Source organism: Micromonospora sp. LOL_023 (assembly GCF_048060115.1).
GTDB lineage: Bacteria > Actinomycetota > Actinomycetes > Mycobacteriales > Micromonosporaceae > Micromonospora_E.
The window spans coordinates 42,276-63,356 of record NZ_JBHMIM010000041.1; the positions used below are offsets into that span (position 1 = coordinate 42,276).

Consider the following 21,081-nt stretch of genomic DNA (forward strand, 5'->3'; position numbering starts at 1 on the left):
CCCGTCGAATGTACGAGGTGGAGCAGTTCATCGACGGGGCGTGGGGGCGGTTCGGCGACCGCACGGAGTTCGTGGTCGACGATCCGTCCGACGGCGGCCCGGTCAGCCGGAGCCCGGTGGCCACCCCGGCCGACGTGGAGACGGCGGTCAAGTCCGCGCGGGAGGCGGCCCCGCGCTGGGCGGGCACCTCGGCGGTGGAGCGGGCGGCCGCGCTGCACCGGATCGCGGACGCGCTGGCCGGCGCGACCGACCGGGTCGCCGAGGCGGCCAGCGCCGAGATGGGCAAACCGCTGGCGGGAGCGAGGGCCGGCGTCGCGGCCGGCGTCGCGACCCTTCGTCAGTACGCCGAACTCGGTCCGGTGCACCGGGGGCGGGCGCTGGCCGGCAATGTCGACGCGCTGGACGTGATGGCGTACACGCCGAGGGGTGTGGTGGCGGTGCTGACGCCGTGGAACGACCCGGTCGCGGTGGCCTGCGGGCTGCTCGGTGCCGCGCTGGTCACCGGCAACACGGTCGTGCACAAGCCGAGTGAGCGTTGCCCGGCGACCGGGATGCTGCTCGGCCGGTTGGTCGCCGACGAACTCCCCGACGGCGTCTTCGCCCTGCTGACCGGTGGCGCCGACGTCGGTGCCCGGATCGCCGCCGCCGACGGGGTCGACCTGGTCGCACACGTCGGATCGACGGCCAGTGGTCGAGCGGTGGCGCAGGCGTGCGCCCGGACCGGGGCCAAGGTCCTTCGGGAGAACGGCGGCAGCGACGCCCTGATCGTCGACGAGGGCGTCGATCCGCAGTGGGCTGCGCAACAGGCCGCGCTGGGCGCCCTGGCCAACTCGGGTCAGGTCTGTGTGAGCGTCGAGCGGATCTACGTCCACAGCGTGGTCGCCGAGTCGTTCGTGTCGGCACTCGCCGAGCACTGCTCAGGCATGCGGCTCGGGCCGGCGAGTGACCCGTACACCGAACTGGGTCCGTTGGTGGACCGCCGGCACCGCGACCAGGTGCACGCGCAGGTGATGGCGGCGGTCGCCGAGGGCGCCACGGTGCGCTGCGGCGCGCAGATCCCGGACGGGCCCGGTGCCTACTATCCGCCGACGCTGCTGACCGGGTGTACCGACGACATGGCGGTGATGCGGGACGAGACGTTCGGCCCGGTGGCTCCGGTGATGACGGTGGGATCGTTCGACGAGGCGCTGTCCCGGGCGGCGTGTTCACCGTACGGGCTGTCGGCCACCGTGCTGACCCGATCGATGACCCATGCCCAGCGGGCGTGGCGCGACCTGCCGGTCGGCACCGTGAAGATCAATTCTGTGTTCGGTGGCGCTCCCGGTGGAGCCGCGCATCCGCGACGTGGCAGCGGCGAAGGGTTCGGCTACGGGCCGGAACTGCTCGACGAGATGACGACGGTCAAGGTGCTGCACCTGCAGGCCCCGGGCGGGCCGGACGGCCGCTGGTGACGTCCACCGGCCGTCCGGGACGGACACTTCTGGTGCGCCGTGGCTGGGCTCAGTTCTGGCGGGCCCGGGCGGTCTCCCGGCGGTTGGCCCGGCCGATCGCGGACACCAGCTGGTCCTTGGTCATCGACGAACGCCCCTTGACATCGAGTTCACGGGCCACCGAGATCAGATGGTCCTTCGACGCGGTGGCGTCGACGCCACCGGCGCCCTGCGCCGGTTCGTCCTGGTAGCCGCGGGCCGCCTGCGCGTCGCTGGGGCCCTTGCGCTGCTTGGGCTCCCAGTGGTCGCCGACCTTCTCGAAGGAGTGCTTCAACGAGGCGAACGCGGTGCGGTGCGAACGCTCCCCCTCGCCGTAGGTCTCCACCGCCGCGTCATGGGTCTTCGACCAGGTCTCCTGTGCCTTCTCCGACGAGCGGCGCAAGGTGCTGGGTAGTTCCTCCCGAGCCGGCATGATCGCCTCCCTCACCATCGTGTTCGACGTCGTGTCCACGTCGTGCGAACCACCGTGCCCGCAGATGTGCCCGACCGGCCGCCGGGCAAACCCGTCCGCCGGGTTTACCCGCACGGGAACGAGGGTAGGAAATGGCGATATGGAGACCCCGCGTGCGTCGACGGCCAGGGTCAACGAGGCCCGTCCCGAGCGGACGCTGCGGTTGCGGGACCTGCGGCCGGCCACCTGGCGCACGGTGATCGTCAACAGCGGTCACAGATTCGTCAAGGACAACTGTCTCGACTGGGCGGCGGCGCTGACCTACTACGGGGTTCTCGCGCTGTTTCCCTCGCTGATCGTGATCGTCGCGCTGGTCGGTCTGGTCTCCGACGGGGAACGGACCGTGGACACCGTCGTCGAGTTGGCCGACGAGGTCGGGGCCGGCGCGGTGGTCGGCAACGAAGGCTTCATCGAGATCGTCAACGGTGTGGTGAACCAGCAGAGTTCGGCCGGGGTGCTGCTGAGTTTCGGTCTGGTGGCCGCCGTCTGGTCCGCTTCCGGGTACGTCCGGGCGTTCGCCCGCGCCGCCAACGCCATCTACGGCGTCGAGGAAGGCCGACCGTTCTACAAGTTGCAGCCGCAGCAGCTCGGCCTGACCGCCGCAGGCCTGGTGCTGCTCGCGCTGGTCGCCACCATGCTGATCGTCAGCGGCCCGGTCGCCGACTTCGTCGGCGACGCGCTGGGCCTGGGCCAGGCACCACGGACCGCCTGGGGCCTGTTCAAGTGGCCGGTTCTGGTCGCCATCGTGGTGCTGCTGCTGACCCTGTTGTTCTGGATCGCGCCGAACGTACGCCAGCCACGGTTCCGGTGGTTGGCCGTGGGCGGCGCGGTGACCCTGCTGCTCTGGGCGGTCGCCTCGGTCGGCTTCGGCACCTACGTCGCGTACTTCGGTTCGTACGACGTGACGTACGGCAGCCTCGGCGCGGTGATCGCGTTCCTGGTCTGGATGTACCTGACCAACCTGGCGGTGATGCTCGGCGTCGAGATCAACGCCGAGGTGCAGCGCGGCAGGGCCAGACAGGCCGGGGAGCCCGACCCCAGCGATCCGGTGCTGCCCGCCCGCACCCCGGCCGAATGAGCGGCGCCCACGACAGCCGATGGTTTAGCCTCGTCCGTCCCGGGTAGTCGAAAAGCTATGGAACGCGGCAATAGCAAGCACGGCCCACGAGTGGACGACGCGATGGCCCAGGAGATCCGCGGGACCACGCAGGGCGTCGCGGGCGGCCGGGCAGAGGAGTGGCACGAGGCGGAACCCCCGGGCGAAGACCAGCCGGAGCCGACCACGGTCCCGGCCGGGGACAACCGCTCCGGTACGCCACAGGGCATGACCAACGAGGACGTCGAGCAGCGCAGTCGACTCGGCCGCTACATCAACCTGACCGCGCTGCCGGGCGACCGCGCCACCCTGCGCCGTAGCGCCGAGGACAACGAGGCCCCGACGGACGTGCTCGACGAGATCGACCAACTGCCGGCGGGCCGCACGTTCCAGACGGTGTCCGAAGTGTGGGCCGAACTCGGCCATGCGAACGAGACGACACGCTGGTGACCGCGCCGCCCGTGGCCCAGCAGTCAACGAGGAGGAAACCAAGATGGGTGCAGTGACCGAGTATGTGGATGTCGCGGTACCGGTACGTACCGTGTACAACCAGTGGACCCAGTTCGAGGAGTTCCCGCAGTTCATGGAGGGCGTCTCCGAAGTAACCCAGGTTTCGGACACGATGACCCACTGGACGACTGAGATCGCCGGGGTGACCCGCGAGTTCGATGCGAAGATCACCGAGCAGATCCCCGACGAGCGGGTCGCCTGGACCGCCACCGATGGCGTCAAGCAGGCCGGTGTGATCACCTTCCACCGTCTCGACGACCACCACACCCGGGTGACCGCACAGATGGAGTTCGATCCGGAAGGTATCGCCGAACAGGCCGGTGACAAACTCGGCATCATCGACCGCCGGGTCAAGGGCGACATGAAGCGCTTCAAGGAGTTCATCGAGAACCGCCAGGGTCTGGAGACCGGCGCCTGGCGTGGAGAGGTGTCCCGGCCGCAGCCGTGAGCCTCCATTTCCTCTTCCGTACCTTGACTTGACGACGGCGGTGGCGCGGACCGAACCAGGTCCGCGCCACCGCCGCCTTCTGCGAGGCGACCTCGAGTCGGGGGCGCCGGGAGTTTGCCGCCGACCGGCCGGGGTACCGGATTCGGTATGACTGAACCCGTGGATGGTCTCTGGCGCGACGAGCAACGACTTCCCCTGCGCGACCTGGAACGGGCGGTCGCCGCACCGGCCGCCGACGGCGAGGTCGACGATGTGACCGGCGGCGACGCCGGGGCCGAGGCCGAGTTCGGTCACGGGGCCGAGCCGGCCGATCAGCCGGCGGCGCGCGCCGCAGGAACGGACCCCGAGCGCGCATACCGGCCGTCGACGACGGGCCGCACCGGCCCCAACTGACGCATCCCCCGTCGTTTCGTCGACCACCGACGTCGGCGGTCGACAAGACAACCCATCCTCGGATCGGGCACTGATCCTCGTCCGATCGGCTGACGGCAGTACGGATCTGGGGAGCAAGACTTTTCGGATGCGTCCCGCCCCTGGTTTCCTCACCTCGCGTCAGCGACGTTGGGCCTGGCTCGGTTTCGTGCTGGCCGCACTGCAGGCCCCGGTTTCGGCGTACCTGCTTCCGGACGACTCCTGGCTGTTCAGCGTCTGCGTCGCGCTCATGGTGGCCACTGTCATCATCGCCGACGACGCGGCCCGGCGCCGGCCGGCGGCTGTCGACACGGGCGACCGGCGTGTCGAGTAGTAGCCGAGCGTCGCGATGAGCGCCGGTCCCTTCGCCCCGTCCCCCCGCCGGGGCCTGCTCGCCCTGCCGGCCGCCCGGCGATCGGCGTACACCTCGCTGCGCGAGCTGCACGCCCTGCTCGGTGCCGCCGGACTGCCGGCCGCGACCGCCACGCCCGGTCTGCTCGCCGAGGTGGACCAGCATCGCGCGGCGATCCGCGACCGGCTGTTGCTGGATCTGCGCCCACTCAACGCGGTGACGCTCGCCCGGTACGCCGACGGGGTGCTCGACGCAGCCGTCGAGTCCGGCTGGCGGCCACCGGCCGGGCCGGACACGGACTGGAGCCGGGTCGACTGGGTGACGGTCCGGCTGCTCGCCATCTGTCACCTCGCCGCCACCAACCGCCGGGCGCTCCTGCGCTGACCCGTCGGGCCCACCCGCACCCGGCATGGACCTGTCCCGGGTCAGGGTCTGAGCCCTGCTCGGGACAGGTCCACATCGTCACCGCTTGACGGACGACCGGACTGCGGTCAGCCGTTGGGTCGACGGCCCGGCTGTGTCATGCCACCGGGTTGGCTGGCCCCGGGCCCGGTCATACCACGCCCGCTGGCCGCCTCCCGGCCGCCCGACATCGCCGGCGCCTGCTGGGACTGTGGGATCACCTGGGTCGGCTCGTGCATCCGCTGGCCCACGTCGTCGCGTCCCGCCTGGTACGCCTGATGGCTGTCCCTGATCGCCTGGGACTCCTCCGACATCCGGTTCAACCAGCCTTCCCACCGCTGCTGCATGGGGCGGACCAGACCCCCGCCCACACCGATGATCGCGATGCCCGCGACGGTGGCCAGAACCGCGATCAACACCGGAGTGGTGACCGTGGTGGCGATGCCGACCTGGTTCAGGGCGGCGATGACGCCCAGCGCGATGACGAACACCGACGCCGCGGTGGCCAGCACCCGGCCGTAGGACAGGCCGCCGAGCGCGCCCGCGACCAGGTCCCGTACCGCGGTGGCGATTGCCGCAGCCACGACAACGATCACGATCGCGACGAACGCCCGTGGCAGCCATGCCACGACGGCACCGATCAGGTCACTGATCGGATTCGGACCCCACACCCCGAACGCGAACTGCAGGGTGAACAGCAGCACCGCGTAGTACGCCAGTCGGGCCAGGACGTCACTGGCGTCGTACCGGGTCCGTTCCAGCGCCTTGCCGACTCCCCCGCGCTCCACCGCCCGGTCGAAACCGACCCGTTCGAGCGCCTTGTCGACTCCCTTGAGCACAGCCCGTGCGATCAACCATCCGACCACGAGAATCGCGATGAACGCGATGGCCCGGGGCACGAAAAGTATTACGGACCGCCACATGTCAGTCAGCGCATTCCCAATATCGACCTGCGCCGACGCGTACGTCGAGGACATCCGGTCCCCCCTTCCGCCTCGTCTACCGATGCGTCGCCTCGCTGTCGCTAGGACGCGCAGCATCGCCTACCGCCGGCCCGCATACCCACCCTGGGCCGGTCCACGCCCTCGACCGATCACCGCCCGGATAGGCTTCCCCCATGGCAGGCACCGCCGGACAGACCCGCGACTCCCCTACGGGCGTACCGGTCGCGCGTACCGCCGGGTCAGCGGAGATTGCCACGCCGAGCGCGGCCACGCCGTCCGGACCGCCGCCCGCCCTGGCTGATCGGCACGACTGGTCGGATACCCCGCTGGGCAACCCCGACAGCTGGGACCCGGCGCTGCGAGCAGCCGTCGAACTGGTGCTGGCCTCGCCGGTGCCGATGGCGTTGGCCTGCGGCGACGACTTCCTCATGATCTACAACGACGCGTACGCGGAGTTGCTCGGCGCGAAACACCCGGACGCCTTCGCCCGGCCGGCGGCCGGTGTCTTCGCCGACTCGTGGCACCAGCCCGGCGTGGGTGACGTGGTCGAGCGGGTCTACCGCACCGGGGAACCGTTCCTCGAATCCGAGACCGTCGCCCCGTTCAGCGCGAACGCCGAGTTGGTGGGCGGGACCGCGTACACCCGGGGCTACTCGGCGGTGCGCGACAGCCACGGAGCGATCATCGGGATGCTCTCGGTGGCCACCGAGACGGGCGCCATCACCCACCGGTTGCAGAGCATCAGCGAACTGACCGCGGCGTTGGCCGGCACGCTCACCCTCGACGACGTGGCCCGGGTGGCGCTGCGGTACGGCCTCGCCTCACTCGATGTCGACCAGGTGGCGTTCGGAATCGACGACGGCGGCGGGTGGCGGGTGGTCCGCCGGGTTCGCGGCGAGTTGCTCGACGAGGCCGACGAACGCCTCCCGCCGGTCTGGCGGCGGTTCCCACGGGACGCCGCCACCCCACTGGCGACCGTCGGCTCCACCGGGGTGCCCCGGTTCACCAGCGACGGCCGGCCGCTCGCCCGCTTCGCCGCCGACCGGCACGACGAGCGGGTGGCGGCACTCGCGGCGCTGCCGCTGCGGGCCGGCTCGCTGCGCGGCGCGATGACCTTCGGCTACCGGGATCAGCATCAGTGGGCTCCGGCCGAGCGGGCGCTGCTGTCGGCGGTGACCGAGTTGGTCACCCAGGCGGCGGAGCGCGCCCGGCGGTTCGAGACCCAGCACGGCACGGCCCAGCTGCTGCAGCGCAGCATGCTGCCGGAGCAGTTGCCCGACCTGCCCACATTCCGGTTGGCCGCGCGCTACGACCCGGGGGTGGACGGAAACTCGGCCGGCGGCGACTTCTACGACGCGTTCCGGCTGCCCGGCGGCGGGCTCGCCGTCGTACTCGGCGACGTCGCCGGGCACGACGTGCGGGCCGCCGCGCTGATGGGCCAGGTCCGGGCCGCATTGCGCGGGCTCGCGCTGACCGACCCGCAGCCTGCCGCGGTGCTGACCGGGTTGGATCGGCTCGTCCACAGTTTGAGCGAGGAGAGCCGCAACGAAGAGCTGTTCGTCACCGTGCTGTACGGCGTGCTCGACCCGGCGACCGGCCAGCTGACGCTGGCCAGCGCAGGCCATCCCGCGCCGTTGATCCGCCGACCGTCGTCCCCCGGAGTGGTGGCCGATTTCGCGCAGGTGCCACCCGGGGTGCCGCTCGGGCTGGCCGGCCCGCGCCAGCCGACCCTCGTCGAACTACGTCCCGGCGACACGCTGCTGATGTTCAGCGACGGGGTGGTGGAGCGACGCGGCCAGGATCTCGGGGCGGGGATGTTGTCGCTGGCAGCGGCTGTCGCGGCGACCAGCACCAGTGATCCACGCAACCTCTGTGCCGTGGCCAGCGCAGCGGTGCCCGGCACCACCGACGACGACGTGGCCGTGCTGGCGATGGAGCATGCTGCTGCCCCCAGCAGGTCCGCCGGTCTGCTGGTGCCGGCCGAGCCGATCGCGCCGAGCCGGGTGCGGCACTGGCTGGCGGATCAGCTGGCGGAGTGGCGCGTCCCGGAATCGGTGATCGGCCCAGCGGTGCTGTGCGCCAGCGAGCTCACCACGAACGCGCTGTTGCACGCGGGCACCGAGGCCCGCGTGGAGATCGATCTCAGCCCGGAGCGGCTCCTCGTCTCGGTTGCGGACAGTGGCACCCGGGGTACGGTCAGCCGGGCCCGCACGGACACGCTGAGCAGTCGTGGCCGAGGGCTTGGCCTGATCGAGCAGTTGTGCGACACCTGGGGCACCGACCCGTCGGTACGTGGTTCCACCGTGTGGTTCGAGATCATGCTCCCCGCCAGTTCGTAATTTAGATATTCACTCACAGTGACGGCAATTGGCCCTTTTGGCCGACCCGCGCCCGGCATCCCGGTGGCGTACAGTAACGATCACGCCGAACGGGATGAACGATGCTAAGAGGGTGCAAAGGGTGCGAATCAGAGGCTACGCCGCGGGAACCCCTTGCTGGTCTGAGCTACGCACCAGCGACCCCACGGGTTCGATCGAGTTCTACCACGAGCTGTTCGGCTGGAAGCCGGTCGGTGACACCGGCGGGCCACGGGTCGATTTCCACCTGCGTGACATGGCTGTCGCCGGGCTGAGCACGAACGCCGACACCGGCACACCGTCGGCATGGTTGACCTACCTCGCTACCGACGACACCGCCGCGACGGTCGACGCGACAGCCCGCGCGGGCGGAGTCGCCGTCGCCCCGGCGGTCCGGCACCCCGATCGCGGCGTCTCAGCCCTGGTGGCGGACCCACAGGGCGCGGTGTTCGGGTTGTGGCAGCGAGGCCCGTTCCCGGGCGCCCAGGTCGCCGCCGAGCCCGGCACGATCTGCTGGAACGAACTCGCCACCCGGGACGTGGCCGGTGCGGGCAGCTTCTACGGGACGGTCTTCGGCTGGACCGCGCGAGCCAGCGTCTACGGCGGGACCGACGGCTACCAGGACTGGCTGCGCGAGACGCGCGAGGTCGCCGGGCTCATCGAGATGGGCGAGCGCTACCCACCTCAGGTGCCGGCGCACTGGCGCACCACCTTCGAGGTGGACGACTGCGCGACGGCCGTGCAGCGCTGCAGGTCACTCGGCGGACAGATCACCTTCGGGCCGTACGAGGCGGGTCCCGGCACGTACGCGCAGTTGACGGATCCGCTCGGCGCCTCCTTCGGGATCATCGCGGTATGTCCGGAGTACCGCGCGTCACTGGGGTGAACACCAGCGGTGACCGCCAACCCAGCGAGCTCCGGCGATATCTCACGCTATGTCATCTTCTGGGCGGTGGCGTCACAGGCTCTTCACATATCGGCAACACACCCGTACGGTAATGGATGTCTATGGGAGCGCTTCCACTGAGCTCCTTAAATATACGTCCCTACCCGGAGGGAGTACCCATGCGCAGGAGATCTGCGCTCACCGCAGTTGGTGCCGCCGCCGTCATGGCGTTCACGGTCGCCACCGCGGTCGGTGTCGGGCTGCTACAGCCCCGCGCTGCCCAGGCAGCCGACTCTGTCTTCTACGTCGACCCGGACACCCAGGCCGCCCGCTGGGTGGCGACCAACCCCGGCGACTCCCGGGCCCCGCTGATCCGCGACCGGATAGCCACCGTGCCCCAGGGACGGTGGTTCACCCAGTACAACCCCAGCGAGGTACGCAACCAGGTCAGCTCCTTCGTCGGCGCCGCGGCGGCGGCCGGCAAGATCCCGATCATGGTGGTCTACAACATCCCGAACCGCGACTGCAGCAACCACAGCGGTGGCGGCGCACCGAACCACAGCGCCTACCGGCAGTGGGTCGACCAGGTCGCCGCCGGGCTGGGCAACCGCCCGGCGTACATCGTGCTGGAGCCGGACGTACTGGCACTGATGGGCACCTGCATGAGCGCTGGCGAGCAGGCCGAGGTCCGAGCCTCGATGGCGTACGCCGGCAAGGCACTCAAGGCCGGATCGTCCCAGGCCAGGGTCTACTTCGACGCGGGGCACTCCGCGTGGCACTCCCCCTCCGCGATGGCGGGCTTGCTGGTCGGAGCCGACGTGGCGAACAGCGCCCACGGCATCTCCAGCAACGTGTCGAACTACCGCAGCACCAGCGAGGCAGTCAACTACGTCAAGGCGGTCATCAACGCGACCGGCGCAAACCACCTCACTGCGGTGATCGACACCAGCCGCAACGGCAACGGACCGCTCGGTTCCGAGTGGTGTGACCCGGGAGGCCGCGCGATCGGCACGGCGAGCACCACCAACACCGGCGACGCCAAGATCGACGCGTTCCTGTGGGTGAAGTTGCCCGGCGAGGCGGACGGCTGCATCGCCGCCGCCGGCCAGTTCGTGGCGCAACGCGCGTACGACCTGGCGATCGCCGCCGGCCCGACCACGGCGCCGCCACCTACCACCGGTCCGCCGCCGACCACCGGTCCGCCGCCGACCACGGGCCCGCCACCGACCACAGGACCACCACCCACCACAGGACCACCACCCACCACAGGACCACCACCCACCACAGGACCACCACCGGGTGCGTGCCGTGTCAGCGCCACCACGAACCAGTGGACCGGCGGTTTCACCCGAGAACTCCGGCTCACCAACGGCGGCGCGGCGGTCAGCAACTGGACCCTGGTCTTCACGGCCGGCTCCAATGTCAGCCTCAGCAACGGCTGGAACGGCACCTGGAGCCAGTCCGGCAGCCAGATCACCGTACGCAACGCCGCGTGGAACGGCTCGCTGGCGACCGGAGCCACCGTCAGCATCGGCTTCCAGGGCACCTACACCGGCAGCACCCTGCCGCCGCTGAGCAACTTCACCCTCAACGGCGCCGCCTGTAGCAGCTAGCGCCGTCACCGGACCGCGCCGAACGTCCCCCTCGCGCGATCCGGTTCCCGGTCCGGCCCGCCGCCGGACCATGCTTCGGCCCCTCCCGTTCGGGAGGGGCCGAAGTCGTGCTGTGCGCCGGACGGGCCCGCAGCGAGTCAGTTCGGTACGGGCGAACAGGTTACCTGGCGGGCTCCCCGGGCACCCTGCCCGCGAAAGGAGGCCGATCATGACCAGATCCACGATCCGGATGGACGGCTCGTCACCAGGCACGTTCGGCGACACGGCCAACTTCCCGGCGGGCAACATGCCAGGCGGACCAGCCGGCTATCCCACCGCTCCAGGTGCCGCTCCCGAACTCGGCGATCACGCCCGGACGACGGTGACGATCGCCACCTATCCGGACTACGCCTCGGCCCAACGAACCGTCGACGACCTGTCGGACAACCGGTTCCCGGTCGAACGCACCGCGATCGTCGGCACCAATCTGCGGCTGGTGGAGGACGTCACCGGCCGGCTCACCACCGGCCGGGCCGCCCTCGCCGGAGCGGGCACGGGCGCCTGGTTCGGTTTGTTCATCGGGCTGCTCATCGGCATCTTCGCGGTGGTGAACTGGCTGGGGATCATCGTCACCGCGCTGGTCATCGGTGCGGTCTGGGGTGCGGTCTTCGGTGCCGTGGCGCACGCGATGACCGGCGGCCGGCGGGACTTCTCCTCCCGCAGTCTGCTACAGGCCAGCCAGTACGGCGTGACGGTGGATGCCGAGTTCGCCGAGCAGGCGCACCAGGCCGTACGGCGGATGAACCCGACTGCGGGATCCGGTCGTCAGTAGTGGGTTTCGCCGGGGCAGCACGGGTACTGGGTTCTGCGACCGCACGCCCGTGGGTGGCACAACTCCGGGATTCACGGACGCGCCCTGTCGCATACCGTCACTGTCAGGCCAGGACAGCAGGCTGAGGAGGCACGATGAGCACCGAGATCGTCACCCAGGATCCCCAGCAGACCTACTCCGGCGAGACCGTCCAGAGTGAGCAGGGGCTACTGCTGGCAGTCCTGCTGATGGTGGTCCTGGGGGTACTCGGGGTCTTCCTGGTCTCGTAAGGTTCTGCCCGCAGGCTGTGCCTGCGGGCAGAATCCGGGTTTCTCGGTCACCGTGGCGGCTGCTGACCGCCGCCGTGCGGCACCCGGGCCGCCGGGACGACCCCGAGTCGACCCGCCTGGTAGTCCTCGAACGCGGTGACCAGCTCCGCCCGGGTGTTCATGACGAATGGTCCGTACTGGGCGACCGGCTCCCGGATCGGCTGCCCGCCCATGATGTAGACGTCGAGCTGCGGGGTGCGGCTGTCCTGCTGGGCGTCGGCGGTGACCCGCAGCGTGTCGCCGGGGCCGTGCACGGCCAGCTGCCCGGTCCGCGCCGCGTGTGGCTGCTCGCCGACGGTACCCTGCCCGCCAAGTACGTAGACGAGCGCGTTGAAGTCCGCTCGCCACGGCAGATCCACCTGAGCGCCCGGCTGCACGGTGAGGTGGGCGATGGTGATCGGGGTGTGGGTGGATCCGGGACCCTGGTGCCCGGCGATCTCGCCGGCGATCACCCGGATCAGCGCCCCACCGTCTCCGGTGGTGAGCAGGCCGACCTCCCGCGCCCGGATGTCCTGGTAGCGCGGGACGGCGAACTTCTTCGCCCTGGGCAGGTTCACCCACAGCTGCAGTCCGTGGAAGAGCCCGCCGCTGACCACCAGGTGCTCCGGCGGCGCCTCGATGTGCAGCAGACCGGAGCCGGCGGTCATCCACTGGGTGTCGCCGTTGGTGATCGTGCCACCGCCACCGTTGGAATCCTGGTGGTCGAAGACACCGTCGATGATGTAGGTGACTGTCTCGAATCCGCGGTGCGGATGCCAGGCGGTGCCCTTGGGCTCGCCCGGGGCGTACTCCACCTCACCCATCTGGTCCAGATGCAGGAACGGGTCGAGTTCGGTCGTCGGCACGCCGGCGAAGGCGCGCCGGACCGGAAAGCCTTCTCCTTCGAAGCCGCTCGGCGCGGTGACGACCCGCCGCACCGGCCGGATCGTGTTCGCGGCCGGGTCGAATGCCGGCACGCGGGGCAGGACGAGTACGTCGTCGACGGAGACTGCTGGCATCAGGTCCTCTTTCCGGCTGGGGTGGCGTTGTCGGTGGGGCTGAGTCGGGTGTCCAGGGCGGTGAACACCTGCTCCAGCTGGGTGATGTCGGTGTCGTCGAGGTGGTCGAGGAAGTGGTGCTGGACCGCTGCGAGATGCCCTGGCGCGGCGGCGCGCAGGCTGGCCAGACCGTGGTCGGTGAGGACCGCGTGGCTGCCCCGGCGGTCCTGCGGACAGCTCTCCCGCCGTACCAGATCGCGCCGTTCCATGGTGGCGACCTGGTAGGTCAGCCGGCTCGGCGAGAAGACCAGCCGGTTTGCCAGCTCGCCCATCCGAAGCCGGCGCTGCGGTGCCTCGGAGAGCAGCAACATGACGTGGTAGTCGGCCAGGCTGAGACCACACCGGTCGCGCAGCTCGTCACCGAGCAGGGTGAGCAGCCGCTGGCTGGACTCGATGTACGCCCGCCAGGCGGCCAGTCGTTGTCCCGTCAATCCGCCCGTCATGGCCCGACCGTAGCTCGTATTTCAAATTTCAACTAACACGTTGGATGTGACGTTCGCCGCCCACGACGTTGGGACGGGTGCGGCGACGGGGTATCAAGTGGTCATGAGTGAGGCGACGGCGGCGACGACAGGGACCATCGGCTGCGAACTGAGCTTCGAGGTGACGGCCGCGGCGACGGTGGCGCTCGCCGTGACGGCACACCGACAACCGGCCACCGGCCGGCTGGTAGCCGAGACCGCCGGCGGGCCGGTCGCCCCGGACGAGGTGCGGGGAAGCTGGGAGGCGGGCGGCCGACTGCATCTGCTGCACGTACCGCCTGGGCGGGTGACGATCGGATACCACGCGCCGCTTGCCCCGCAGCAGCCGGCGACGGCGGCCGCGGTGACCCCGTTGGACCGGATCGTGGCGCTGCGACCGAGCCGCTACTGCCCGTCGGACCGGCTCGGTGGTTTCGCCGCCGCCCGCTTCGGCGGCCACGGCGACCCCGGCGACGCGGTCCGGGCGATCTGCGACTACGTCCACCGCCACACCACCTACACGGTGGGTGCCAGCGGCCCCGGCACGGACGCCGCCGAGACCCTGATGAGCGGTGCGGGAGTCTGCCGCGACTACGCCCACCTGACCGTCACGCTCTGTCGGGCGCTGGACATTCCGGCCCGGGTCGTCGCGGTCTACGCCCCCGGGTTGTCGCCGATGGATTTCCATCTGGTCGCGGAGACCGCGCTGGCGGACCGGTGGTACGTCTGGGACGCCACCCGCCTGGCGCCCCGGCAGAGCATGGTCCGGATCGCCACCGGCCGGGACGCGGCGGACGTCGCGTTCGCGACCACGATCGAGGGGTTCCTGGAGATGACCGGGATGTCCGTCTGGGCGGTGGCACCGGGCGATCTCCCGGTCGACGATCATCAGGGGCTGGCGGCGCTTCACTGACCGATCAGCGGGTATCCGAAACCTGGATCGACCCAGATGCGCGGCAAAATGTCCGACTTACTCGATAGTGGGCGATAAATACATCGTACTTTCGGCTAGCTTTCAGCTGACCAACCGGGTTAGTGTTAAGGCCGAAAGACCCTAGCGAGTACATCCAAACGCACCACCTTCCATATCCGCGGACGAGGTGCAGGGAGGACCACCAATGACCGCGACACTGATCGGACACCGCACGGTGCACGAGCCGGCGACCGTGGACCAGAGCACGACCACCCCGGCCGCTGTGAGCCAGCGGGTCAACGGCTCGACCGACAGCGCGACCGAGTTGCTCGCCGCGATGGCCGCGCTGCCGACCAACCACCCGTCCCGCGAGGCGCTGCGCGACCGGGCGATCGAAGCCTGGCTGCCGTTGGCGCAGCACCTCGCCCAGCGCTACAGCGGGCGCGGTGAGCCGACCGACGATCTCGCCCAGACCGCCGCGGTCGGCCTGATCAAGGCCATCGACAAGTTCGACCCGAGCCGCGGCGTCGACTTCGCCGGGTACGCGATCCCGACGATCATCGGCGAGCTCAAGCGGCATTTCCGCGACCGCACCTGGGACATTCGGGTGCCCCGCCGGCTGCAGGAACTGCGGCTGAGCATCTCCGAGGCGAACAGCACCCTGCTGCAGACGCTCGGCCGGTCGCCGACAGTGGCCGACATCGCCGTGCACCTGCAGATCACCGAGGAGGAGGTACTCGAAGGCCTGGAGGGTGCCCGCGCGTACAACGCGGTGTCGCTGTCCACCCCGACCGGCGACGGCGAGCGGGCGACCGAGCTCGCCGACATGCTCGGCGCGGAGGACCGTGAGTACGAGCTCGCCGAGCTGCGCGTGGCGCTGGGTCCGGCGCTGGCCACCCTCGACGAGCGGGAGCAGCGCATCCTGACCCTGCGGTTCTACGGCAACCTGACCCAGTCGCAGATCGCCGACCAGGTCGGTGTCTCACAGATGCACGTGTCCCGGCTGCTCGCCCGGGCACTGACCAAGCTGCGTGGACAACTGCAGTCGACGTACTGACTCACATGACCGCGACCGGCGGCTGCCCGCCGGCTCGCACCCGTTGCGCCACCCGACGGCGGTCGGTCCGAGATCCTCGGACCGACCGCCGTCGGTCCTTACCACGAGACCGGTGAGCAGGCGGGCCCGGCGAACGCCCGGGTCCGAACGGACCTCAGTCGGTGACCTCGGCGATGTCGCCGATCACGACGGTGATGTTGTCCGGCCCACCGGCCCGGATCGCCAGGTCCACCAGCCGCTGTGCACCCGCCTGCGGATCGGCGTACGTCGCCAGCACCTCGGCGATGCTCTCCGCGCGCACCACGTTCGACAGGCCATCGCTGCACAGCAGCCAGCGGTCGCCGGTCTGCGGGGCGAAGACCTGGTACGCCGGGTTGACGTTGTCGCCCTGCAGCGCCTGGGTCACCACCGCGCGGCGCGGATGACTGGCCGCCTGCTCCGCGGTGATCACGCCCTCGTCGACCAGCATCTGCACGAACGTGTCGTCCCGGGTCACCTGCTTCAGGGTCCCGCCCCGCAGCAGGTACGCCCGGGAGTCCCCGACGTGCACCATGGCGATCGCCGTACCGGACTCGGCGAAGAGCAGGGCGGTCAGGGTGGTCCCCATCCCTTCCCGGGCCGGGTCCTCGGCGATCGCGTCGCGGATCCGGGCGCCGGCGGTCTCGACCGCTGTTTCCAGGCCGGTCACCAGCTTATCGACGGCGATCGCCGCGTCCAACGGCGCGATCGCCTCGATCGCGATCTTGCTGGCCAGATCCCCGGCGGCCATCCCGCCCATACCGTCGGCGACGGCAACCAACCAGTCGCCGGCGTGCACCGAGTCCTGGTTTCCGCTCCGGATCAGGCCGCGGTCGGTCACCGCCGCGGAACGCAGCTTCAGGGTCATGGCTGGCAGCCTGCCAGGAAGAGGGCTGAAATGTCTCTAGTAGATCAGCATGCAGATGCCAAAGACCATGAAGAATCGACCCAACTACTCCCCCAAATGCTACCTAAGACGACATAACGGGCAGGCCGCCCCTCGACCCACCCCATTGACCACCCCTGGCGATTGACACCCCGGAAACAGCCTGGCAACATCGTCTAGCATCAATGGGAGCGCTCCCACTCGTCCCGGCGCGGTGCCGGTCGCACCTCGGCAGACCCGCGCCACGACACCCTCCGGACCGCACGCAGGGAAGGATCCACGTGACCCGATCCAGACGACGCCGCACGGTCGCCCTCATCGCCGGCACCAGCGCCAGCGTCCTCGCGTTGACCGCGATGACCGTGGCAACAGCGTACGCCGAGGAACGCGAACATATCGTCAACGGCACCTTCGACGACGGGACAGGCCCCTGGTGGGCGACCGAGAACGTCACCCTCGGCAACACCGACGGCCGGCTCTGCGCCGTCGTTCCCGGTGGCACCGCCAACCCGTGGGACGCCAGCATCGGCCACAACGACATCCCGTTGATCGACGGGGCGGCGTACCGGCTGACCTTCTCCGCCTCCGCCGACGTCGCCGCCACCGTCCGGGCGAACGTCCAGCTCAACGCCGCGCCCTACACCACCGTGCTCAGCCGGGAACTCGACCTCGGGCCCGACCCCGAGACGGTCAGCTACGAGTTCACCGCGAACCTCGACTCACCCGACGGCACCTTCACCTTCCAGCTCGGCGGCGGGACGGAGGAATTCACCCTCTGCCTGGACAACGTCTCGCTGATCAGCGACGACGACGCCGGGCCACCACCGGGCCGCGCCGAGCAGATCAAGAACGGCGACTTCAGCGACGGCACCACCAACTGGGTCAGCTACGGCACCAGCGGCGTCCGGGTGGTCGACGGTCGGCTCTGCGCCACCGTGCCCGCCGGCCTGGCAAACCCGTGGGACGCCGGCGTCCTGCAGGAAGGCGTGCCGCTGATCGCCGGCGAGGAGTACACGATCGCATTCGAGGCGTCCGCCGAGCCGGCCGCGAACGTCCGCGCCGTCGTGCAACTCGGCGCGGACCCGTACACCGGCTACTTCGGGCGGGACCTGGCGCTGACCGGCGAACCGCAGCGGATCGAGCAGACCTTCGTGGCCAGTGAGGACACCGACCGCGCCCAGGTCGCCTTCCAACTCGGCGGCAACACCGAGAGTCACACCTTCTGCCTGGACGACGTCTCGCTGCTCGGCGGCGAGGAGGAACCGCCCTACCAGCCCGACACCGGCCCCCGGGTCCGGGTCAACCAGGTCGGCTACCTGCCCGGCGGCCCCAAGAACGCCACCATCGTCACCGAAGCGACAGACCCGCTGGGCTGGGCCCTGCACGACGCCGACGGCGCCGTCGTCGCCAGCGGCACCAGCAACCCACGCGGGCTCGACGCCGCATCCGGCGAACAGACCCACACCGCCGACTTCTCCGCGTACCAGGGCACCGGCACCGGGTTCACCCTGGTCGCCGACGGCGAGACCAGCTATCCGTTCGCCATCTCCGCCGACATCTACCAGCAGCTGCGCTCCGACGCGCTGCAGTTCTTCTACATCCAGCGCAGCGGCATCGCCATCGACGGCGACCTGGTCGGCGAGGAGTACGCCCGGCCGGCCGGCCACGTCGGCGTCGCCCCCAACCGGGGCGACCTGGACGTGCCGTGCCAGCCCGGCGTCTGCGACTACCGGCTCGACGTACGCGGGGGCTGGTACGACGCCGGTGACCACGGCAAGTACGTCGTCAACGGCGGCATCGCCACCTACCAGCTGCTCAGCGCCTTCGAGCGGACCAAGACCGCGCCCAGCGCGGCCGGCGGCGCCGGCCTGGCCGACAGCACCCTGCGGGTGCCCGAACGCGACAACGGCGTGCCGGACATCCTCGACGAGGCCCGCTGGGAGCTGGAGTTCCTGATGCGGATGCAGGTACCGACCGGCGAGCCGCTCGCCGGGATGGCCCACCACAAGATGCACGACCGGAACTGGACCGGCCTGCCCATGCAGCCCGAGGACGACCCGGAGCTGCGCGAACTGCACCCGCCGTCGACCGCGGCCACGCTCAACCTGGCAGCCGTCGCGGCACAGTGCGCCCGGCTGTACGCCCCGTACGACGCCGCCTTCGCTGGCCAGTGCCTGACCGCGGCGAAGACCGCGTACGCGGCGGCCAAGGCCAACCCGAACCGGATCGCCGACCCCAATGACGGCAACGGTGGTGGCTCCTACAGCGACGGAGACGTCAGCGACGAGTTCTACTGGGCGGCGGCGCAGCTCTACCTGACCACCGGCGAACAGCGCTACCTCGGCGACCTCACCGCCTCCCCGCACCACACCGGCGAGGTCTTCACCTCGACCGGCTTCGGCTGGGGCAGCACCGCCGCCCTCGGCCGCCTCGACCTGGCCACCGTGCCGAACGGACTCGCCCCACAGGAGCGGGAACGGATCCGGGCCTCGGTGACCGACGCCGCCGACGCCTACCTGGCCACCCTGGCCGGGCAGGCGTACGGGCTGCCGATGCCGGGCCACCGGGGCGCCTACTTCTGGGGCGCCAACAGCAACATCATCAACAACGCGGTGGTGCTGGCCACCGCGTACGACCTGACCGGCGACGCCGAGTACCGCGACGGCGCGGTACAGGCGATGGACTACATCCTCGGCCGCAACGCGCTGAACCACTCGTACGTCACCGGCTGGGGCACGGTCTCCCCGCGCAACCAGCACAGCCGGATCTTCGGCAACCAGATCGACCCGGACCTGCCGATCCCGCCGGCCGGGTCGATCGCCGGCGGCGCCAACGCCGGCCTGGACGACCCGTTCGCCCGGGACCTGCTGGAAGGCTGCGCGCCGATGTTCTGCTACGTCGACGACATCGCCTCGTACGCGACGAACGAGGTGGCGATCAACTGGAACTCGGCGCTGAGCTGGATCGCTTCCTTCCTCGCCGACCAGGGTGACGCCGCACCGGCACCCGCGCCGCTGGCCTGCCGGGCGGACTACGTCAACTACGGCACCTGGGCCGGCGGTGGTGGCTTCACCGCCCAGGTGAACATCACCAACACCGGTACCACGGCGATCGACGGCTGGGCGGTCCGCTTCGCCTTCACCGGCGACCAGCGGCTGCGTGAGGCGTGGATGGCGAGGGCGACCCAGACCGGCGCGACCGTCACCGCCCGCAATGAAACCTACAACGGACGGATCGGACCGGGGGGTACGGCGATGTTCGGGCTGAACGCCACCACCGCCGGCGGGGCGAACCCGGCACCGGAGCTGATCACCGTCAACGGGGTGGCCTGCTCCTGAGGTCGTGGTGGTGGCCGGCCCGTCGCTTCCGGCAAGGCGGCGGGCCGGCCACCACCCGGCCGACGGGTCGGCCAGTGGGTCGGCCAGTGGGTCGGCCTGCGAACGGAGCGGCCCGCCCCGGTCGCCGTCCGGCGGGCAGCCGACGACCGGCTGCCCGCCGGACGGGTCGGCCCCACCCGGCAGCGGCCATCGGCCGGTTACGGGTCAGCTCCTGCATCGCCTGGAGCAACAGCTCGTCCAACGCGACGCCGAGCGCCCGGCAGATCGACGCCAGCATCTCCGACGACGGCTCCTTGCGGCCGCGTTCCAACTCCGACAGGTACGCCGTCGACAGGCCGGCGGCCTGGGCGACGTCCTGCAGGGTGCGGCCCTGATCCTGCCGGAGTCGGCGCAGCACCCGGCCGATCACCTGTCGCAGCAGCATCGCGTGCCTCCGTCCACCGTCACCGGTCAGGTGGTGACACCACCGGTGCCGGACAACTGCGCCGTGGTGGCGATCACCTGATCGATGATGCCGTACTCGCGGGCCTGTTCGGCGGTGAACCACCGGTCCCGGTCGGAGTCCCGCTCGATCTCCTCACGGGTGCGCCCGGTGTGGAATGCGATCCGCTCGATCGTCGTCCGCTTGATGTGCAGCATGTTCTCGGCCTGGATGGCGATGTCGGCGGCGGTGCCGCCCATCCCGCCGGAGAGCTGGTGCATCATGATCCGGGTGTGCGGCAGGGCGTACCGCTTGCCGGGTGCACCGGCGCAGAGCAGGAACTGGCCCATCGACCCGGCGAGGCCGAGCCCGACCGTCGCCACGTCGTTGCCGATGTAGTGCATCGTGTCGTAGACCGCCATGCCGGCGCTGATCACGCCGCCCGGCGAATTGATGTAGAGGAAGATGTCGCGCTCGCTGTCCTCGGCCGCCAGCAGCAGCATCTGGGCACAGATCGTGTTCGCCGAGTTGTCGTCGACCTGAGTGCCGAGGAAGATCACCCGCTCCTTGAGTAGCTGTTGGTAGACCTGGTCGCCGAAGGCGGTTGCCGCGCTGTCCGCGGCCATCGCGGGACTGGTGTGCCGCATGAGCAATGCTCCCTCGATCACGGTGGTGGTGCCTTCCAGCATCAACCGCCATAATGCTGCTCCATAGTGGAGTTTGCTTGGCGGACGACGAACGCGGGCGGGTGCCAGACCGCGGGAACCGCGCCAGAACCGCACTTCACGGCGCGACTGGAAAGACAGCGCCGGAAAGTACCGGGCCACCCTCCTCCGTGGTTCTGCCGCAGCGGGAGGAGGGTCAGCCTCGG

Annotated in this window: 22 protein-coding genes; 15 read left to right on the plus strand and 7 right to left on the minus strand. The window is 70.3% G+C overall.

Going from position 1 to position 21,081, the window contains the following annotated elements; all coding sequences use genetic code 11:
* Positions 1-8: 8 nt before the first annotated feature.
* Positions 9-1,451 carry an aldehyde dehydrogenase family protein gene (locus tag ACFHVL_RS21260; RefSeq protein WP_416630089.1) on the plus strand — a complete coding sequence of 481 codons (1,443 nt, stop codon included), beginning with the start codon at positions 9-11 and terminating at the stop codon, positions 1,449-1,451.
* A 49-nt stretch (positions 1,452-1,500) separates the two neighbouring features.
* Here ACFHVL_RS21260 and ACFHVL_RS21265 read toward each other — a convergent pair whose 3' ends face one another.
* Positions 1,501-1,902, minus strand: coding sequence for a ChaB family protein (locus tag ACFHVL_RS21265; protein WP_416630130.1), 402 nt, complete (start codon positions 1,900-1,902; stop codon positions 1,501-1,503).
* Between the two features lie 139 nt (positions 1,903-2,041).
* Here ACFHVL_RS21265 and ACFHVL_RS21270 point away from each other — a divergent pair, with 139 nt between their 5' ends.
* The 6 genes from ACFHVL_RS21270 (at position 2,042) to ACFHVL_RS21295 (ending at position 5,142) form a co-directional block, all read left to right on the plus strand.
* Positions 2,042-3,019: a YihY/virulence factor BrkB family protein gene (locus tag ACFHVL_RS21270; RefSeq protein ID WP_416630090.1), complete on the plus strand. Its 978-nt coding sequence runs from the start codon at positions 2,042-2,044 to the stop codon at positions 3,017-3,019.
* Positions 3,020-3,076: 57 nt separating this feature from the next.
* Positions 3,077-3,487 (plus strand): DUF2795 domain-containing protein, encoded by a 411-nt coding sequence (locus ACFHVL_RS21275; RefSeq protein ID WP_416630091.1) that lies wholly within the window; start codon positions 3,077-3,079, stop codon positions 3,485-3,487.
* A 43-nt stretch (positions 3,488-3,530) separates the two neighbouring features.
* Positions 3,531-3,995, plus strand: coding sequence for an SRPBCC family protein (locus tag ACFHVL_RS21280; RefSeq protein ID WP_416630092.1), 465 nt, complete (start codon positions 3,531-3,533; stop codon positions 3,993-3,995).
* A 147-nt stretch (positions 3,996-4,142) separates the two neighbouring features.
* A complete protein-coding gene (locus ACFHVL_RS21285; RefSeq protein ID WP_416630093.1) occupies positions 4,143-4,388 on the plus strand; it encodes a hypothetical protein in 246 nt (81 codons plus the stop codon).
* A 127-nt stretch (positions 4,389-4,515) separates the two neighbouring features.
* Positions 4,516-4,740: a hypothetical protein gene (locus ACFHVL_RS21290; RefSeq protein WP_416630094.1), complete on the plus strand. Its 225-nt coding sequence runs from the start codon at positions 4,516-4,518 to the stop codon at positions 4,738-4,740.
* 15 nt (positions 4,741-4,755) lie between these two features.
* A complete protein-coding gene (locus ACFHVL_RS21295; RefSeq protein ID WP_416630096.1) occupies positions 4,756-5,142 on the plus strand; it encodes a DUF6401 family natural product biosynthesis protein in 387 nt (128 codons plus the stop codon).
* Between the two features lie 107 nt (positions 5,143-5,249).
* Here ACFHVL_RS21295 and ACFHVL_RS21300 read toward each other — a convergent pair whose 3' ends face one another.
* A complete protein-coding gene (locus ACFHVL_RS21300; protein WP_416630097.1) occupies positions 5,250-6,137 on the minus strand; it encodes a mechanosensitive ion channel family protein in 888 nt (295 codons plus the stop codon).
* 140 nt (positions 6,138-6,277) lie between these two features.
* Here ACFHVL_RS21300 and ACFHVL_RS21305 point away from each other — a divergent pair, with 140 nt between their 5' ends.
* From ACFHVL_RS21305 to ACFHVL_RS21325, 5 genes are all read left to right on the plus strand, one after another.
* Positions 6,278-8,443 (plus strand): ATP-binding SpoIIE family protein phosphatase, encoded by a 2,166-nt coding sequence (locus tag ACFHVL_RS21305; protein ID WP_416630098.1) that lies wholly within the window; start codon positions 6,278-6,280, stop codon positions 8,441-8,443.
* Positions 8,444-8,564: 121 nt separating this feature from the next.
* Positions 8,565-9,347, plus strand: a complete 783-nt coding sequence (locus ACFHVL_RS21310; RefSeq protein ID WP_416630099.1) for a VOC family protein — start codon at positions 8,565-8,567, stop codon at positions 9,345-9,347.
* A 179-nt stretch (positions 9,348-9,526) separates the two neighbouring features.
* Positions 9,527-10,960, plus strand: a complete 1,434-nt coding sequence (locus tag ACFHVL_RS21315) for a glycoside hydrolase family 6 protein (protein WP_416630100.1) — start codon at positions 9,527-9,529, stop codon at positions 10,958-10,960.
* Positions 10,961-11,189: 229 nt separating this feature from the next.
* Positions 11,190-11,771, plus strand: a complete 582-nt coding sequence (locus ACFHVL_RS21320; RefSeq protein WP_416630131.1) for a general stress protein — start codon at positions 11,190-11,192, stop codon at positions 11,769-11,771.
* A gap of 134 nt (positions 11,772-11,905) precedes the next feature.
* The gene (locus ACFHVL_RS21325) at positions 11,906-12,040 is read left to right on the plus strand and encodes a hypothetical protein (protein WP_416630102.1); all 135 of its coding nucleotides are present in this window, start codon (positions 11,906-11,908) and stop codon (positions 12,038-12,040) included.
* 47 nt (positions 12,041-12,087) lie between these two features.
* Here the strand turns inward: ACFHVL_RS21325 and ACFHVL_RS21330 are convergent, their stop codons facing one another.
* The gene (locus tag ACFHVL_RS21330; RefSeq protein WP_416630103.1) at positions 12,088-13,077 is read right to left on the minus strand and encodes a pirin family protein; all 990 of its coding nucleotides are present in this window, start codon (positions 13,075-13,077) and stop codon (positions 12,088-12,090) included.
* Positions 13,077-13,559 carry a MarR family winged helix-turn-helix transcriptional regulator gene (locus ACFHVL_RS21335; protein WP_416630104.1) on the minus strand — a complete coding sequence of 161 codons (483 nt, stop codon included), beginning with the start codon at positions 13,557-13,559 and terminating at the stop codon, positions 13,077-13,079. The genes ACFHVL_RS21330 and ACFHVL_RS21335 overlap by 1 nt, the downstream gene beginning before the upstream one ends.
* Before the next feature lie 103 nt (positions 13,560-13,662).
* Here ACFHVL_RS21335 and ACFHVL_RS21340 point away from each other — a divergent pair, with 103 nt between their 5' ends.
* Together ACFHVL_RS21340 and ACFHVL_RS21345 are read left to right on the plus strand one after the other, a co-directional pair.
* Positions 13,663-14,490: a transglutaminase-like domain-containing protein gene (locus ACFHVL_RS21340; RefSeq protein ID WP_416630105.1), complete on the plus strand. Its 828-nt coding sequence runs from the start codon at positions 13,663-13,665 to the stop codon at positions 14,488-14,490.
* 205 nt (positions 14,491-14,695) lie between these two features.
* A complete protein-coding gene (locus tag ACFHVL_RS21345; RefSeq protein ID WP_416630106.1) occupies positions 14,696-15,547 on the plus strand; it encodes a SigB/SigF/SigG family RNA polymerase sigma factor in 852 nt (283 codons plus the stop codon).
* A 154-nt stretch (positions 15,548-15,701) separates the two neighbouring features.
* Here the strand turns inward: ACFHVL_RS21345 and ACFHVL_RS21350 are convergent, their stop codons facing one another.
* Positions 15,702-16,433 (minus strand): PP2C family protein-serine/threonine phosphatase, encoded by a 732-nt coding sequence (locus ACFHVL_RS21350; protein WP_416630107.1) that lies wholly within the window; start codon positions 16,431-16,433, stop codon positions 15,702-15,704.
* 299 nt (positions 16,434-16,732) lie between these two features.
* Between ACFHVL_RS21350 and ACFHVL_RS21355 the strand changes: the two genes are divergently transcribed.
* The gene (locus tag ACFHVL_RS21355) at positions 16,733-19,789 is read left to right on the plus strand and encodes a glycoside hydrolase family 9 protein (RefSeq protein ID WP_416630108.1); all 3,057 of its coding nucleotides are present in this window, start codon (positions 16,733-16,735) and stop codon (positions 19,787-19,789) included.
* On the opposite strand, the gene ACFHVL_RS21360 is transcribed toward ACFHVL_RS21355, so the two are convergent.
* Both ACFHVL_RS21360 and ACFHVL_RS21365 read right to left on the minus strand, forming a co-directional pair.
* The gene (locus ACFHVL_RS21360) at positions 19,767-20,213 is read right to left on the minus strand and encodes a helix-turn-helix domain-containing protein (RefSeq protein WP_416630110.1); all 447 of its coding nucleotides are present in this window, start codon (positions 20,211-20,213) and stop codon (positions 19,767-19,769) included. The genes ACFHVL_RS21355 and ACFHVL_RS21360 overlap by 23 nt on opposite strands.
* A 26-nt stretch (positions 20,214-20,239) precedes the next feature.
* The gene (locus ACFHVL_RS21365; RefSeq protein ID WP_326554200.1) at positions 20,240-20,857 is read right to left on the minus strand and encodes an ATP-dependent Clp protease proteolytic subunit; all 618 of its coding nucleotides are present in this window, start codon (positions 20,855-20,857) and stop codon (positions 20,240-20,242) included.
* Between the last annotated feature and the right edge of the window lie 224 nt (positions 20,858-21,081).

Coding starts and splice junctions, on each gene's coding strand:
- ACFHVL_RS21260 (WP_416630089.1), top strand. CDS start 9: ATGTACGAGGTGGAGCAGTTCATCGACGGGGCGTGGGGGCGGTTCGGC.
- ACFHVL_RS21325 (WP_416630102.1), top strand. CDS start 11,906: ATGAGCACCGAGATCGTCACCCAGGATCCCCAGCAGACCTACTCCGGC.
- ACFHVL_RS21315 (WP_416630100.1), top strand. CDS start 9,527: ATGCGCAGGAGATCTGCGCTCACCGCAGTTGGTGCCGCCGCCGTCATG.
- ACFHVL_RS21265 (WP_416630130.1), bottom strand. CDS start 1,902: ATGCCGGCTCGGGAGGAACTACCCAGCACCTTGCGCCGCTCGTCGGAG.
- ACFHVL_RS21365 (WP_326554200.1), bottom strand. CDS start 20,857: ATGCGGCACACCAGTCCCGCGATGGCCGCGGACAGCGCGGCAACCGCC.
- ACFHVL_RS21350 (WP_416630107.1), bottom strand. CDS start 16,433: ATGACCCTGAAGCTGCGTTCCGCGGCGGTGACCGACCGCGGCCTGATC.
- ACFHVL_RS21270 (WP_416630090.1), top strand. CDS start 2,042: ATGGAGACCCCGCGTGCGTCGACGGCCAGGGTCAACGAGGCCCGTCCC.
- ACFHVL_RS21280 (WP_416630092.1), top strand. CDS start 3,531: ATGGGTGCAGTGACCGAGTATGTGGATGTCGCGGTACCGGTACGTACC.
- ACFHVL_RS21335 (WP_416630104.1), bottom strand. CDS start 13,559: ATGACGGGCGGATTGACGGGACAACGACTGGCCGCCTGGCGGGCGTAC.
- ACFHVL_RS21320 (WP_416630131.1), top strand. CDS start 11,190: ATGGACGGCTCGTCACCAGGCACGTTCGGCGACACGGCCAACTTCCCG.
- ACFHVL_RS21300 (WP_416630097.1), bottom strand. CDS start 6,137: ATGTCCTCGACGTACGCGTCGGCGCAGGTCGATATTGGGAATGCGCTG.
- ACFHVL_RS21305 (WP_416630098.1), top strand. CDS start 6,278: ATGGCAGGCACCGCCGGACAGACCCGCGACTCCCCTACGGGCGTACCG.
- ACFHVL_RS21360 (WP_416630110.1), bottom strand. CDS start 20,213: ATGCTGCTGCGACAGGTGATCGGCCGGGTGCTGCGCCGACTCCGGCAG.
- ACFHVL_RS21295 (WP_416630096.1), top strand. CDS start 4,756: ATGAGCGCCGGTCCCTTCGCCCCGTCCCCCCGCCGGGGCCTGCTCGCC.
- ACFHVL_RS21275 (WP_416630091.1), top strand. CDS start 3,077: ATGGAACGCGGCAATAGCAAGCACGGCCCACGAGTGGACGACGCGATG.
- ACFHVL_RS21285 (WP_416630093.1), top strand. CDS start 4,143: ATGACTGAACCCGTGGATGGTCTCTGGCGCGACGAGCAACGACTTCCC.
- ACFHVL_RS21290 (WP_416630094.1), top strand. CDS start 4,516: ATGCGTCCCGCCCCTGGTTTCCTCACCTCGCGTCAGCGACGTTGGGCC.
- ACFHVL_RS21330 (WP_416630103.1), bottom strand. CDS start 13,077: ATGCCAGCAGTCTCCGTCGACGACGTACTCGTCCTGCCCCGCGTGCCG.
- ACFHVL_RS21345 (WP_416630106.1), top strand. CDS start 14,696: ATGACCGCGACACTGATCGGACACCGCACGGTGCACGAGCCGGCGACC.
- ACFHVL_RS21340 (WP_416630105.1), top strand. CDS start 13,663: ATGAGTGAGGCGACGGCGGCGACGACAGGGACCATCGGCTGCGAACTG.